Source organism: Variovorax sp. FG153 (assembly GCF_057809595.1).
Genome location: NZ_JBMDKG010000013.1, coordinates 23,487 through 37,530, shown reverse-complemented (window position 1 = coordinate 37,530; position 14,044 = coordinate 23,487). Strand labels below are relative to the sequence as shown.

Annotated in this window: 14 protein-coding genes; 5 read left to right on the top strand and 9 right to left on the bottom strand. The window is 70.8% G+C overall.

The window, feature by feature from the left end; all coding sequences use genetic code 11:
- Window positions 1–18: 18 nt before the first annotated feature.
- Complete coding sequence (locus tag ACODT0_RS16160; protein ID WP_064262213.1) at window positions 19–645, bottom strand: response regulator transcription factor; 627 nt, start codon at window positions 643–645, stop codon at window positions 19–21.
- Between the two features lie 132 nt (window positions 646–777).
- On the opposite strand from ACODT0_RS16160, the gene ACODT0_RS16155 reads away from it, so the two are divergent.
- Window positions 778–1,176: a hypothetical protein gene (locus ACODT0_RS16155; protein ID WP_296724993.1), complete on the top strand. Its 399-nt coding sequence runs from the start codon at window positions 778–780 to the stop codon at window positions 1,174–1,176.
- A 13-nt stretch (window positions 1,177–1,189) separates the two neighbouring features.
- Here the strand turns inward: ACODT0_RS16155 and ACODT0_RS16150 are convergent, their stop codons facing one another.
- From ACODT0_RS16150 to ACODT0_RS16115, 8 genes are all read right to left on the bottom strand, one after another.
- A complete protein-coding gene (locus tag ACODT0_RS16150) occupies window positions 1,190–1,849 on the bottom strand; it encodes a hypothetical protein (protein WP_422096138.1) in 660 nt (219 codons plus the stop codon).
- A 53-nt stretch (window positions 1,850–1,902) separates the two neighbouring features.
- A complete protein-coding gene (gene ku / locus ACODT0_RS16145) occupies window positions 1,903–2,829 on the bottom strand; it encodes a non-homologous end joining protein Ku (RefSeq protein ID WP_057591547.1) in 927 nt (308 codons plus the stop codon).
- A 117-nt stretch (window positions 2,830–2,946) separates the two neighbouring features.
- Window positions 2,947–4,131: a GGDEF domain-containing protein gene (locus ACODT0_RS16140; RefSeq protein ID WP_082321711.1), complete on the bottom strand. Its 1,185-nt coding sequence runs from the start codon at window positions 4,129–4,131 to the stop codon at window positions 2,947–2,949.
- A 91-nt stretch (window positions 4,132–4,222) separates the two neighbouring features.
- Window positions 4,223–5,038 carry an SDR family NAD(P)-dependent oxidoreductase gene (locus ACODT0_RS16135; protein ID WP_057591545.1) on the bottom strand — a complete coding sequence of 272 codons (816 nt, stop codon included), beginning with the start codon at window positions 5,036–5,038 and terminating at the stop codon, window positions 4,223–4,225.
- 52 nt (window positions 5,039–5,090) lie between these two features.
- A complete protein-coding gene (locus tag ACODT0_RS16130) occupies window positions 5,091–5,897 on the bottom strand; it encodes an enoyl-CoA hydratase/isomerase family protein (RefSeq protein WP_057591544.1) in 807 nt (268 codons plus the stop codon).
- Window positions 5,898–5,929: 32 nt separating this feature from the next.
- Window positions 5,930–7,093 carry a thiolase family protein gene (locus ACODT0_RS16125; RefSeq protein ID WP_489041713.1) on the bottom strand — a complete coding sequence of 388 codons (1,164 nt, stop codon included), beginning with the start codon at window positions 7,091–7,093 and terminating at the stop codon, window positions 5,930–5,932.
- Window positions 7,094–7,154: 61 nt separating this feature from the next.
- A complete protein-coding gene (locus ACODT0_RS16120) occupies window positions 7,155–7,589 on the bottom strand; it encodes a zinc ribbon domain-containing protein (protein ID WP_057591542.1) in 435 nt (144 codons plus the stop codon).
- A gap of 38 nt (window positions 7,590–7,627) precedes the next feature.
- Window positions 7,628–8,614, bottom strand: coding sequence for a Bug family tripartite tricarboxylate transporter substrate binding protein (locus ACODT0_RS16115; RefSeq protein ID WP_057591541.1), 987 nt, complete (start codon window positions 8,612–8,614; stop codon window positions 7,628–7,630).
- Between the two features lie 196 nt (window positions 8,615–8,810).
- On the opposite strand from ACODT0_RS16115, the gene ACODT0_RS16110 reads away from it, so the two are divergent.
- From ACODT0_RS16110 to ACODT0_RS16095, 4 genes are read left to right on the top strand one after another with little or no spacing between them, the layout of a single operon-like run.
- Complete coding sequence (locus ACODT0_RS16110; protein WP_203202367.1) at window positions 8,811–9,575, top strand: IclR family transcriptional regulator; 765 nt, start codon at window positions 8,811–8,813, stop codon at window positions 9,573–9,575.
- A 60-nt stretch (window positions 9,576–9,635) separates the two neighbouring features.
- Window positions 9,636–10,787 (top strand): acyl-CoA dehydrogenase family protein, encoded by a 1,152-nt coding sequence (locus tag ACODT0_RS16105; RefSeq protein WP_057591539.1) that lies wholly within the window; start codon window positions 9,636–9,638, stop codon window positions 10,785–10,787.
- Window positions 10,788–10,800: 13 nt separating this feature from the next.
- A complete protein-coding gene (locus ACODT0_RS16100; RefSeq protein WP_489041712.1) occupies window positions 10,801–12,936 on the top strand; it encodes an acetate--CoA ligase family protein in 2,136 nt (711 codons plus the stop codon).
- A complete protein-coding gene (locus ACODT0_RS16095; RefSeq protein ID WP_489041711.1) occupies window positions 12,933–14,039 on the top strand; it encodes a CaiB/BaiF CoA transferase family protein in 1,107 nt (368 codons plus the stop codon). Before ACODT0_RS16100 ends, ACODT0_RS16095 begins: the two co-directional genes overlap by 4 nt.
- The last annotated feature ends 5 nt before the right edge of the window (window positions 14,040–14,044 follow it).

The window sequence follows — 14,044 nt, the reverse complement described above, 5'->3', positions numbered from 1 at the left end:
GCTGTCCCCGGGGCCGGGTCAGCAGGGACGCGGCAGGTCCAGCAGGCCGAGCCGGCTCGCGGTGATCACGGCCTCGGTGCGGTTGTGGACGTCGAGCGCCTCGAACAGCCCGCGTATGTATTCCTTGACGGTGTATTCGGAAAGCCGCAGCTCGCGCGCGATCGCCTTGGTCGGCAGGGCCCGGGCCAGGCCGCGCAGCACGTCGACCTGGCGCGGGCTCAGCGCGGGAAGCTCGTGCGCCAGCGCGATGGTGTTCAGCACCTCCTGCGGCAGGTAGATCTGGCCGGCCAGCACCCGGCGCAGCGCCCGCGTCAGGGTCTCGGGCGGCATGCTCTTGGGCACGAAGCTCATGGCGCCGGCATCGATGCAGGCCCGCACGGTGGCGAGGTCGCTGGTGGCCGACACGATCACCACCGCGACGTCGGGCGCGGCCGCCTTGAAGGCGGTGAGTGCCTCATGGCCGCGTTCGCGCGCGAGCGTGAGGTCGAGCAGGCAGACGGCGAGATCGGGGTGTGCGGCAACGGCGGCCGTCGCTTCGCGCAAGGTGGCGGCCTCGTAGACCGCCGCGCCGCTCTCCATGCTGGCGAGCAGCAGACGCAGACCCGCACGGAACAGTGCGTGGTCGTCCACGACAAGAATCTTCATCTTGTACCTCTCCCTGCGCCGGGCCGGAGCTGGCTCTGCGGCCGCGTTTTTACACCATCGCAGGGCCCGATCGGGCGCGGCCCCCTCGCAAGAGGGGATGTTTTCCGGGGGGCTAAAAACTATGGTCGGGGCATGACGCTCAAGCGCCTTCATCAACTGCTGCGTGTGACCTCGCACCTGCTGGACCAGGCGGCCGCCGATGCCCACAGGACCCAGCTGCACCCCCTGTCCACCAACATCGAAAGAATAGGCCGCGCGCTGATCGAGGTGCTCGACGTGCAACGGCAGATCCACATCGCGCACCCCGAACTCAGGCCGCGGTCGCTGGCGGCGCCGGCACGCGAGCGCGATGCCATCCTTCTGTTCGCGCGCTGCATGGCGGAGGCGCTCGAACTCGAGGAACGCGGCGAGACCCAGGCCGCGATCGCGACCTACGAATGGTTCCTCGGCAATTCGCGCTCGCTCTCGCGGCGGGCCATCGCGCAGGCGCAGATCCGGCGGCTGTCCTCGTCGGCGGTCCCGGCGCGTTGAGCGCCCCGGGCCCTCAGTGGCGGGTGGCGGGGTTCTCCGCTTCCTGCCGCAGGCGTTCGGCCTCCCGCGCCAGCGCGACGATCTCGACGATCTCGCGCAGCGCGAGCCGCCCGGTCAGTTCGGCTTCGCCGGCCAGCACGCTCTGCAGTGCCTCCCGGCCCTTGGCGCCGGTCAGCCAGGCGGCGGCCGACGAGATCGATCCGCCACCGAAGCGGACCTTCAGCGCCTTGCCCGCGGCGTGGCTGATCCGCACGAACTCCTCGTGGTTCGTGGCCGCCGATGCCTGGCGCACCACCAGGCAGAAGGCTTCGAGCTTGTCGGTTTCGGTGCGCAGGCGGCGTGCCTTCGCTTCGCTCGGTGCGGTGGGCCCCAGAAGCACCGGCTCCGAGGCTTCGGTGAACAGCCGGATCTCGCGGCCTTCCTCCCATCCGGCATCGCCGCGCGACAGCACCTCGACCGGCCGGCCCTGGGCCTGGGCCGCTCGCTCGGCGGCGGCGCGCGCTTCGTCCGCCCGTGCCGCAGGCCATGCGAGCAGCGGCGAGTCCGGCGTGCCATGCACCGCCCACCGGCCCGCGGCGTTGAGGCAGCGCGCATGGCTGTCTTGCCGTTCGGCGGCAGGCGACGCCGAGGGGTGATCCGCGAGGGACAGGAACAGGTACTGGGTGGGCGGCATGGGAGCGGGCTTTGCGGACAAGGGCCCGATTGTCCCCTCGTTGCCTTCGCGTGCTACGCCGCCTTGCGCTCCTCGGACTTCCTGGCCGGCGCTGCCTTCGCACGCGTCGTCTTCTTCGCGGCCGCCTTGCCCGCCTTGGGCGCCGCGCGCGCACCCTTCTTCGCGGCGGCCCCCGCCTTCGCGCCCTTGAGGCTGCGCGTCAGCAGCTCGGTCAGGTCGATCACCTTCGCGCCCGGGCCCGGTGCCTCTTCCTCGGGCTCGACCACCGTCTCGGTGTCGCCGGCCTTGACCTTCTTCTCGACGATCTTCATCACCGCGTGCTTGAACTCGTCCTTGAAGTCCTCGGGGTCCCAGGCGCCCGACATGTCCTTGACCAGCTGCTCGGCCATCTTCATCTCGGCCGGCGTGATCTTCGCGCTCCTGGTGCCTTCGGGCGGCAGCTCCAGCCCCTCGGTCGACTTCACCTCGTCGCCCCAGCGCAGCAGGTTCAGCACCAGCACCTTGCCAGAGGGCACGAGCACGGCGAGGTGCTGCTTGGTCGAGATCACCACCTTCGCGAGCCCGACCTTGCCGGTCTTCACGAGCACCTCGCGCAGCAGCGCATAGACCTTCTGGCCCTTGTTGATCGGCGCCACGTAGTAGGGCCGCTCGAGGTAGACGAAGGGAATCTCGCCGGCGTCGATGAAGCGCTCGATCTCGATGGTCTGCGTGGTGCGCGGAAAGGCGGCCTCGATCTCGGCCGGCGAGACGATCACGTACTTGCCGTCCTCGTACTCGACGCCCTTGACGATGTTGTCGCGGTCGATCTCGCGGCCGGTGCGCTTGTTGATGCGCTTGTAGCCCACGGGGTCCATGCTGCGCTTGTCGAGCCAGTCGAAATCCACGCCCTGCTCGCTGCTCGCGGTGTGCAGGCCGACGGGGATGTGGACCAGGCCGAAGCTGATCGCGCCTTTCCAGAGGGTTCGGGTGCCGGTGGCCATGGCGTGACTCCTTGCCGGCTCGAAACGCAGCCGGTTCATGGCCGCACCATGCGCGCGGCCGCGGCCGCGGCTCGTAGGAGACCGGCGGCCGATCGCGTCGGGCCGTTGCCGCGGTGATCAGCCGGCCATGGCCAGCACCACCCGGTCGCGCCCCTGCGACTTGGCGCGGTAGAGCGCCTCGTCGGCCTGCCCGAGCATGTCGTCGATGTCGGCGCCCGGCCATTGCGGCGCCACGCCCACGCTGACGGTGAACGAGCCCACCGCGGCCAGCGGCGAATCGGCCGGGAAGGCCTGGCGCGCGCCATGGCGCAGTTCTTCGGCCAGCGCGGTGGCCTCGTCGGTGCTGGCTTCGGGCAGCATCACGACGAACTCCTCGCCGCCGTAGCGCCCGAGCACGCCCTGGCCGCCCAGGCTGCGCTGCATGCGCCCGACCGCCTCGCGCAGCACCGCGTCGCCGGTCTGGTGGCCGAAGCGGTCGTTGATCGACTTGAAGTGGTCGACATCGATCATCAGCAGCGCCATGCGCCGCGGCGCCGAGGCCTCGCGGCCGGCCGTGCCGAGCTGGGCCTGGCAGGCGTCGAGCAGCGCGCGCCGGTTGAGCACGCCGGTCAGCGGATCGTGGGTGGCGAGGAACTCGAACTCCGAGTGCATGCGGTCGGTGGCCATCAGGATGGCGCCGATCGACAGCAGCAGCACGGTGAAGGAATACATCGAGATGTAGATCGACTGCAGCAGGGTCGCGTCCATCAGGCCCACGCCGGCCATGCCCAGCAGCGCCGACACCAGCCGCGCCAGGGCCACCAGCGACTGCAGCAGCAGCAGCACGATCATCAGCCGCATGCCGAGCACGCGGCCGCGGTTGCGGATGTAGAGCAGCGCGTGGTTGAAGAACAGGGCGGCGACCAGCGCCGTGACGATCACCAGCCGGATCTCGTAGTCGGGCTTGAACTCGCTGAACCAGAACAGCGCGCAGGCCATCACCACGGTCAGGCCGTGCCAGCCGGCGGTGTCGCTGCGGCCGTGCAGGAAGCGCTGGCTGCCGGCGTAGTAGAGGAGGCAGGCCTCGAACAGCACCACGTTCGCGACCACGATGGTGATGAAGTCCGGCAGCACGTCGCGGCCGGCGAACAGCAGGGTGCTGACGAAGGCCACCAGCGGCGCCCAGGCCCACTCGCGCAGGCCCTGGATGGTGGCCGGGTAGCTGCGGCGCATGAAGAACACGACCACCGACATCACGACGCCCATCAGGCCCGCCAGCATGATGACGGAACGGGGATCGAGAACGGAGGGCAATGCAGCCATGGGACCGGATTCTGCATTGCCCCGCACGGCCCGTGCCGGCGCGGGGCTGCGGGAGAACCCTGGGCGCGGCCCGATCTTCAGGAACGCGCGCTCAGAGCATCGCGAAACCGCCCGAGGCGCCCAGCGTCTGGCCGGTGACGAACAGCGCCCGGTCCGAGGCCAGGAAGGCCACCACGCCCGAGACGTCCTCGGGCCGCGAGAGCCGGCCCACGCCCTTGGCGATCGGGTAGACGTTGAGCATCTTGGGCAGGCGCTCGTCGTTCTCGACCGTGGCGTCCACGCGCAGCGGGCCGTCCTTGATGCCGGCGTGCGAGACCGCGCCCAGCGCGATCGAGTTGACCGTGATCGCGTGCCGGCCGTGCTCGCGCGCCAGCGCCTTGCCGAAGCCGGCGATCGCGGCCTTGGCGCCCGAGTACACCGCCATGTTGGCCTCGCCGATGCGCCCGGCCTCCGAGATGATGTTGACGATGCGCCCGCCCTTGCGCGCCACCATGCCCGGCAGCACGGTGCGGCAGCAGTGCATGGTGCCGTAGACGTTGAGGTTGACGATCTTGGCCCAGTCCTCGATGGGCATGTCGAGGAAGGGCGGCGTGCGCCCGCCCTTCTCGCGGCGCTCGGGAATGATGCCGGCGTTGTTGACCAGTACGCTGACCGGCGCGTCGAAGTGCGCCGTGCCTTTGGCGACCATGGCCTCGACCTGGTCGGCGCGCGTGATGTCGGCCGGCGCCGCGAGGGCCTGGCCGCCGGCGGCCGCGATCTCGGCTGCCACCGCTTCGGCGCGCTCGGCGAACAGGTCGTTGACGATGACGCGCGCGCCCTCGGCCGCGAGCTCGATGCAGATCTGGCGGCCGACGCCCTGGCCGCCGCCGGTGACCAGCGCGACCTGGCCTTCCAATCCGAGTTTCATGGGATGCGTTCCTTGTCTTGTAGGGGATGGGAAAGAGATGGAGGGAAGGGGCTCAGCGGCCGGTGAACACCGGCTTGCGCTTCTCGACGAAGGCGCGCATGCCTTCCTTGCGGTCCTCGCTGTCGATGATCATGGCGGCCGCGTAGCGCTCGTACTCGAGGCCCGAGTCGAGGTCGGTCTGCATGCCGCGGTTGATGGCGCGCTTGGCGAAGCGCACCGCCAGCGGCGGATGCTCGGCGATGCGCTGGGCCAGCTCGAGCGCGGCGGGCATCAGCTCGGCGGGCGGCAGCACGCGGCTCACGATGCCGTAGCGCAGCGCGGTGTCGGCGTCGACCAGGTCGGCCGTGAGGATCAGCTCCTTGGCGCGCGCCTCGCCGATCAGCCGCGGCAGCCGCTGGGTGCCGCCGGCCGCAGGGATCACGCCGAGCTTGATCTCGGGCAGGCCGAAGCGCGCGGCCTGCGAGGCCAGGCGTATGTCGGCGCACAGCGCGATCTCGAGCCCGCCGCCGAGCGCCACGCCGTTGATGGCGGCGATCACCGGCTTCTCGAACTCCTCGATGTCGCGGAACAGGTCGTGCGTGGCCTTCTGCGCCACGAAGTAGTCGGTGCCGAGGGTGGCGTTGCCGGCGCGCTCCTTGATGTCGGCACCGGCGCAGAAGGCGCGCTCGCCGCTGCCGGTGACCAGCACGGCGCGCACGCGCTCGTCGGCGCGCGCGTACTCGAAGAAGGCGCGCGCGAGGTCGGGCTTCATCGAGCCGCCGAGCGTGTTCATGCGATCGGGCCGGTTCAGCGTGACCACGGCGACGTTGCCGCGCACTTCGTACAGCAGGGTTTCGAGGGCAGGGGTGTTCGGGTTCATGGGGAGCTTCTTCCTGTGTCGTCTTCTGTTCTTCAGCCCTGCGCCGTGCCGCCGAGCACGTGCGCGATCGCCACCGACCCGAGGCCGATCATGTGGGCCATGCCCCAGCGCGCGGCCGGGTGCTGGCGGCCCTCGGCCTCGCCGCGGATCTGGCGCACGATCTCGGCGACCTGGCCGATGCCCGTGGGCCCGAGCGGATGGCCCATGCCGATCAGCCCGCCCGAGGCATTGATGGCGCAGCGCCCGCCGATGCGCGAGTCGCCGCGCTCGAGGTAGGCCGCGCCCTCGCCGGGCTGGCACACGCCCACGGCCTCGCTGTAGAGCAGTTCCTCGACCGAGAAGGCGTCATGCAGCTCGAGCAGGTCGAGCTCGGTGGCGCCGATGCCGGCCTGCTCGAGCGCGGCGCGCGCGCTGTCGCGCACCAGCTCGACCGGGCCCTCGCCGTAACGCGTTTCGTCGCGCTCGCTGTTGGCGGCCGAGGCCTGCACGCGCACGCAGCGCTTCGGGTCGAGCCCGAGCCGCGCCAGCGCATCGCCCGACACCAGCAGCACCGCGGCGGCGCCCTCGCCGCGCGGGCAGCACTGCTGCACCGTGAGATCGCCCGCCACCTTGGGCGAGGCCAGCACCTGTTCGAGCGTGCGCGGCTTGCGGAACTGCGCATAGGGGTTGAGCGCGGCGTTGCCGTGGTTCTTGACCGCCACCTTCGCCATCGATTCCATGCCGCCGCCGTGCTCGCGCAGGTAGCTGCGCGCCATCAGCGCGAACTTCACGGCCGGGATGGTGGCGGTGTCGCTGAGGCGCTCGAGCCCGTCCTTGTTGGCCGCGCGGCGGCCGTCGCCGTGCTTGTCCACGCCCATCGCGAGCACCACGTCGCTGATGCCGTGCGCCACTTCCATGCAGGCCTGGCGGAAGGCGAAGGAGCCCGAGGCCGAGGCGTTCTCGACCTGCGTCACCGCGAGCCCGGTCGAGCCCAGGTGGCGCAGCATCACGCGGCCCGCGGCCATGCCGATCGAGGTGGTGCCCACGTACGCGGCCTGCACCTGTTTCCAGGCCAGGCCGGCGTCGGCCAGCGCGGCGCGCACGGCCGTGAGGCCCAGGTGGGTGTAGGGCGTGTCGCTCGGGAACTGGTAGGGATGCAGGCCGATGCCGACCACGTAGACGCCGCCGTGGCCGGCCAGCCAGTTGCTGCTGTTCATTGAAGTACCTTCGTGCTTCGCACTGCGGTGCGAGCTTGCTTGGGGCGGCCCGGCGCGGCGCTCATGCCGTGGCTCCTTGCGCATCCGCCGGCACGAAGTGGCAGCCGTAGTGCTCGCCCGAGGGCAGCGGCACCGCCACCGCGCGCAGCGTCATGCCCGGCGCGAGCAGGCTTTCGTCGGCCACGCCGATCACGCCTTCCTCCACCACCTGCTCGGCGATGCGGATGTCGCCCGCGATGCTGGGCGCGCTCAGGCCCGGCACCATCGGCACGTGCAGGGTCACGTACTCGAGCAGGGTGCCGCCGCCGGGCCGTGCCACCTGCGCCGAGGCATCGATGGCGTGGCCGCAGTGCATGCAGCCCGGCGCGTTGGCCGGAAAGCTCAGTTGCCGGCATTGCGGGCACTGGGCGAACAGGAAGTCGAGCGAGCGGCCGTCGGCCGCGAGCCGGTAGAGCGTGGGCCGCAGGGGCTGGAGCGTGGTCAGGTCTGGGGTCATGGAGGAAGGAATCGCGGAGGAAAGGAAGAGGCGTGGGGTCAGTCGATGCGGGCGCCCGATTGCTGCACCACCTCGCGCCAGCGCACCATCTCGGTCTTGACGAACTCGCCGAGCTTCGCGTCGCGCAGGTCCTTGAGCGGCACGCTGCCGAACTTCTCGGTGACCTGCAGCATCTCGGGGTCGACGATGGCCAGCGCGATCGCGTCGCCTAGCTTCTTCACGACCTCGGGCGGCGTCTTCGCGGGCACGAAGACCGCGCTCCAGGCCGAGGACTCGGCGCGCGGGAAGCCGAGTTCGCCCACGGTGGGCACCTCGGGCATCACCGACAGCCGCGCGCGGCCGGTCATCGCGAGCGGCTTGAGCTTGCCGGCCTGCACGAAGGGCATGACCACCACCGGGTAGTCGAACATCAGGTCGAGGTTGCCGGCCATCAGGTCGGTCAGCGCCGGGCTGCTGCCCTTGTAGGGCACGTGGGTCATCTTGATGCCGGTGGCGACCTGGAACAGCTCGGCCGTCAGGTGCGTGCCGGTGCCCGGGCCGGCCGAGCCGAAGTTGAGCTTGCCGGGATTGGCCTTGGCGTAGGCGATCAGCTCGGGCACGGTCTTGAACGGCCGGTTCGGGTTGATCACCAGGATCAGCGGCGTCTCGGACATGGCGTGCACCGGCACGAAGTCCTTCACAGGGTCGTAGCGGATGTTCTTGTAGAGCGCGAGGTTGGCCGCCTGCGTGCCCTGGGTGCCGTAGATCATGGTGTAGCCGTCGGGCGCCTGGCGCGAGGCCGCCTCCACGCCGATCGAGCCGCCCGCGCCGGGCCGGTTGTCGACCACCACCGGCTGCCCCAGCTTGTCGCCCACGATCTTCGCGAGCACGCGCGAGGTGTTGTCGGTGATGCCGCCGGGCGTGAACGGCACCACGAAGGTGATGGGCTTGGCGGGCCAGGCCTCGCCGGCCGCCCGGGCGGGGCCGCCGAGCAGGGCGGACACCGCCGCCAGCCCCACGAATGCTGTCTTCCAGAACTTCTGCATGCCTTGTCTCCGGGTTTGTTTTGGGTCTCGTTTGTCTACGAGTAATCGCAATATACTTCGACCATTCGTAGAAAAACAAGAGGAAATCCGCCGATGCCGGAAAACCCGTATCGGAAGAAACTGCCCGTCACCAATGGAAGTTCTAGACCGTCCCTTCGTTAATATTCGTGGGTCTCTACGAAATATCGGAGGAAATATGCCCACACTCGTCCCCGCCGCCGCCCGCACGATGGCGCTGCTCGAGCTGTTCGCGCGCGAAAAGCGCGAGCTCTCCAATTCCGACCTGGCGCGGCTCATGGACCTGCCCGAGAGCAGCTGCTCGGACCTGCTGCACACGCTGCACGAGCTCGGCTACCTGCTGCGCACCGCGCGCAGCCGGCGCTTCTATCCCACCGCCCGGCTGCTGGCCGTGGCCAGGGAGATCTCGGCCAGCGACCCGCTCTATGCCGTGGCGTCCGAAGCCGCCGAGCTGCTGCGCGACAAGACCGGCGAGACCGGACTGGTCGGCCGCGTCGAGGGCGGCGTGGTCAAGGTGCTGGCCTTCTTCGAGGGCCGCCATCCGCTGCGCTACATGCAGAACCCCGGCGACAAGCTGAGCCTGCACGTCTCGGCGCTCGGCAAGGCGGCGCTGGCGCTCGGCACGCCCGAGGAGGCGGCGCGCCAGCTGCGCCTGAAGCCGCTGCGCCAGCTCGCCGAGGGAACCATCACCGACCTCGCCGCGCTCGAGGCGCAGGTGGCGCGGGCGCGCGAGCAGGGCTGGATCTGGGTCGAGAACGAAGGCGGCGACGGGCTCTCGGCCCTGGCCGTCGCCGGCTACGTGGGCGGCGAGCCGATCGCACTCTCGGTCGCCGGCCCCACCGACCGCCTGCGCCAGCAGCGCGAACCTTTCCTGGCCGCCCTGCAGGAAGTGCAGGCGCTGGTCTTCCGTCCCCGCAACGCCCGGGAGCCCGGCGCCTCGTAGACCGAGCGCCGGGCGCCCGGCGTGCGTCCCTTTCCATCCAACGCCACAGGAGACATCTCGATGAATTTCACCCCCGACGCCGACCAGGAACTGCTGCGCGACAGCATCCGGCGCTTCATGAAGAGCGAGGTGGCGCCCCTGGTGGCGAAGCACGACGTGGAGAAGACCTTCCCGTTCGAGATCCTGAAGCAGCTCGCGCAGTTCGGCTACATCGGCGGCCGCCTGCCCGAGTCCGAAGGCGGCATGGGCCTGGACCAGATGACCTGGGCCATGCTGATGGAGGAGGCGGGCCACACCTGGCTGTCGCTGCGCACCATGCTCAACATCACCAACGGGCCGATCCACAAGATCGCGAGCGAGGGCACGGCGGCGCAGAAGAAGAGGTTCCTCGAGCCGCTGCTGGCGAGCGAGCGCCGCGTCTTCACCGCCATCAGCGAGCCCGGCACCGGCTCGAACATCGCGCAGATCCAGACCCGCGCCGACCTGCAGGGCGACCATTACGTGCTCAACGGCCGCAAGCTCTGGATCACCAACGGCGCCTTCGCCGACTTCGGCATCGTGGTGGCGCGCACCTTCAGCCCCGACTGCCAGGGGCAGCTGTCGACCTTCCTGGTCGAGCGCGAGGTCTCGCCCTTCGAGGCGCGCCGCGTCGACACCATGGTGCTGCGCAGCACCGGCACCGCCGAGCTGAGCTTCGACAACGTGAAGGTGCCGCGCGAGAACCTGCTGGGCGAGGAGGGCAGCGCGCTCAAGCGCATGCTGGTGGGGCTGGATGGCGCGCGCGTGAACATCGCGATGGGCGCGGTCGGCGCCGCGCGCGCGGCGCTCGAGCTGTCGATCGACTATGCGCGCACGCGCACCCAGTTCGGCAAGCCGATCGGCAGCTTCCAGCTGGTGCAGAAGCTCATCGTCGACATGACGGTGCGCGTGGAGGCGGCGCGCGCGCTGGCGCTGCGCGCGGCCGCGGCGCTCGACGCCAATGCCGACGACGCGCGCATGGCCTGCTCGATCGCCAAGCTCTATGCCACCGAGGCCGCGCACGAGGTCGCGAGCATGGCGCTGCAGGTGCACGGCGGGCTCGGCTATTCCACCGACTACCCGATCGAGCGCATCTTCCGCGACACCCGCGGCGGCACCATTCCCGAGGGCACGACCGAGGTCCAGACGCTGATCGTCGGGCGCGAGATCCTCGGCATGTCGGCGATCGCCTGAGGGGAGCACCGCAATGCAAGGCACCCAGGACACGCGCCCGGTCGACATCGCACGGCTGATCCGCCCGCGCTCCATCGCGCTGGTCGGCGCTTCCGAGCGCGAAGGCAGCATCGGCGAGCGCACGCTGACCAACCTGATCGAACACTCCGAATTCGATGGCGAGGTCTACCTCGTCAATCCCACCAAGGCCGAGCTCCGCGGCCGCCAGTGCTGGCCCAGCGTGGCCGCGCTGCCTGCCACGCCCGACGTGGCCGTGGTTGCGGTGCCCGCGAGCGGCGTGCTGGCCGTGATCGAGGAATGCACGGCGCGCGGCGTGGGCTTCGCCGTGATCCTCAGTTCGGGCTTCGGCGAGGCCGGCGAGGAAGGCGAGCGCGAGCAGCAGCGCATGAAGGAGATCGCCGCGCGCGGCGGCCTGCGGCTGTACGGCCCCAACTGCCCGGGCCTGACCAACGTCAACCACCGGTTGGGCCTGACCTTCTCGCCCTCGTTCCCGCACGACCTCACCAAGGGCCCGATCGGCCTAGCCACGCAGGGCGGCGGCCTGGGTCGCAACGTGATGCAGGCGATGGAGCGCGGCATCGGCATCGGCCTGTGGGCCTCGACCGGCAACGAGGTCGACCTGCAGGTGGCCGACTTCATCCACTACATGGCCGACGCGCCCGACATCCAGGTGGTCGTCACCTTGCTCGAAGGCATCAAGGACGGCGCGAAGTTCGCTGCCGCGGTGCAGCGCTGCGCGGCCAACGGCAAGCCCGTGATCGGGCTCAAGGTGGGCCGCTCCGAATACGGGCGCAAGGCCGCGCAGTCGCACACCGCCTCGCTCACGGGCTCGGCCGAGGTCAACAGCGCGGTGTTCCGCCAGTTCGGCGTGATCGAGGTCGACGACATCGACGAGCTGGTCGACACCGCCTGGCTGTTCGCGCGCGCCATGCCGGGGGCGCAGGAGGCGCTGGGCATCTACTGCTCCTCGGGCGGCACGGCCGCGCTGACCGCCGACGCGGTGGGCGCCGCCGGCCTCACGCTGGCCACCTTCGCTCCAGAGACCACCGCGGTGCTGCGCGCCAAGCTGCCCGACTACGCGGCCATCGGCAACCCGGTCGACACCACGGCGATGGTGCTCAGCGACAAGACCGTGGTCGAGACCACGCTGGGCTGCGTGGCGAACGATCCGCACACGGGCCTGACCATCGTGCCGATCGCGCTCGACTACGGCGAGACCACCACGCGCATGGCCGACAACATCATCAACGCGCAGAAGGACAGCGCCTCGCCGATCGTGCCGATCTGGATGAGCGACCGGCTCGGCGAGGGCTACCGCAAGCTGGTGGCGGCCGGCTTCGCGCCGCCGCGCTCGGTCAACAAGGCGATCGCGGCGATCGCGCGCTGGGTCGAGTACGGGCGCTGGAAGCGCGCGAATCCGTCGAACCCCGAGGCGCGGCCGGTGCTGCCGACGCGCGCGCCCGAGGGCGAGTTCGCCACGCGCAGCCTGTCGGAGTCGCAGGCCAAGGCGCAGTTGAAGCAAGCCGGCATCGCGTTGCTGCCGCAAGGGCTCGCAAGCTCGGCCGAGCAGGCGTGCGCGCTGGCGGAAGGCATGGGCTACCCGGTGGTCGCGAAGATCGCGAGCGCGCAGATCGTCCACAAGTCCGACATCGGCGGCGTGAAGGTGGGACTGCAGGACGCGGCCCAGGTCGCCGAAGCCTGGCGCGAGATCATGGCCGCGGCCGCGAAGCACCATCCCGAGGCCACGGTCGATGGCCTGCTGGTCGAGAAGATGGCGCCGCGCGGCGGCACCGAGCTCATGGTGGGCGTCACGCGCGACCCGGTGTTCGGCCATGTCATGACCTTCGGCCTCGGCGGCATCTACGTCGAGGTGCTGCGCGACGTGACGCGGCGCATGCTGCCCATAGGCCCGCGCGACGCGGCGGCGATGGTGCGCGAGATCCGCAGCTTCGCGCTGCTCGACGGCGCGCGCGGCCGGCCCAAGGCCGACCTTGCGGCGCTCGAGACGCTGCTGCTGCGCGTGTCGGAGTTCGTGGTGGCGAATGCCGACCGCATCGAGGAGATGGACCTCAACCCGGTCTGGGTGGGCGCGGCGGGCGAGGGCGCGCTGCCGCTCGACGCCGTGATCATCGAGCGCGTGCCGGCATGACGCGGGACGTCGCAACGCCGCCACTGGCCGGCATCGTGGTGGTCGACTTCAGCGAACTGCTGCCCGGCCCCTTCTTCACGCAGAACCTCGCCGAGCTCGGCGCGCGCGTGATCAAGATCGAGCGCCCGCCGCATGGCGACAACGTGCGGCGCATGGGGCCGGGCGTGTTCGAGGCCGTGAACCGCGGCAAGCAGAGCCTGCTGGTCGATCTGAAGGACGAGGCCCAGCGCGCCGAGGTGCGCGCGCTGATCGCCACGGCCGACGTGGTGGTGGAGTCGTACCGGCCCGGCGTGATGGCGCGGCTGGGGCTCGATGCCGACAGCCTGCGCGCGGAGTTCCCGCGGCTGGTCTACGTGTCGCTCAGCGGCTATGGCCAGCAGGGGCCGTGGGCCGACCTGCCGGGGCACGACATCAACTACCTCGGCGCGGCCGGCGTGCTCGCGGTCTCGGGCGTGCCCGGCGGCGGTCCGGCGCAGAGCTTCGGCCTGCCGGTGGCCGACCTCTGCGGCGCGATGTATGCGCTGTCGTCCACGCTGGCCGCGCTGCTGCAGCGCCAGCACACGGGCCAGGGCCAGCACCTCGACGTGGCGCTGGCCGACTGCGCGCTGCACTGGATGAATCCGCGCCTCGGCGCCTGGCGCTCGTCGGGAGATGCGGACCTGGAGGCGCAGCGCGAGGCCACGCTGGTGAAGGCGGCCTACGGCGCCTTCCTCTGCCGCGACGGCAAGCACCTGTCGGTGGCCGCGCTCGAGGACCACTTCTGGGCCCGGCTGTGCGAAGCGCTCGATCTCTCGCCCTATGGCGACGCGGCCTTCCGCTCGCATGGCGCGCGCAAGAAGGTGGCGCCGGCCATCAATGCGCGGCTGGCCGAGGCGCTGGCCGCGTTCGATGCCGACGACGCCTTCGCGCTGCTGCAGCGGCACGACGTGCCGGTGGCGCCGGTGGTGGAACCGGCCGCGCTCGCGGCGCTGCCGCAGTTCGCGCAGCGTGGCAAGTTCGAGGGCGATGCGGCGCTCGCTTTGGCGCGCTATCCGGTGCCGATGGTGGGCGTCGTGCCCGGCGGGCTCGGCGGCGCGCCGCGGCTCGACAGCGCGCGCGGCTGAGCGGC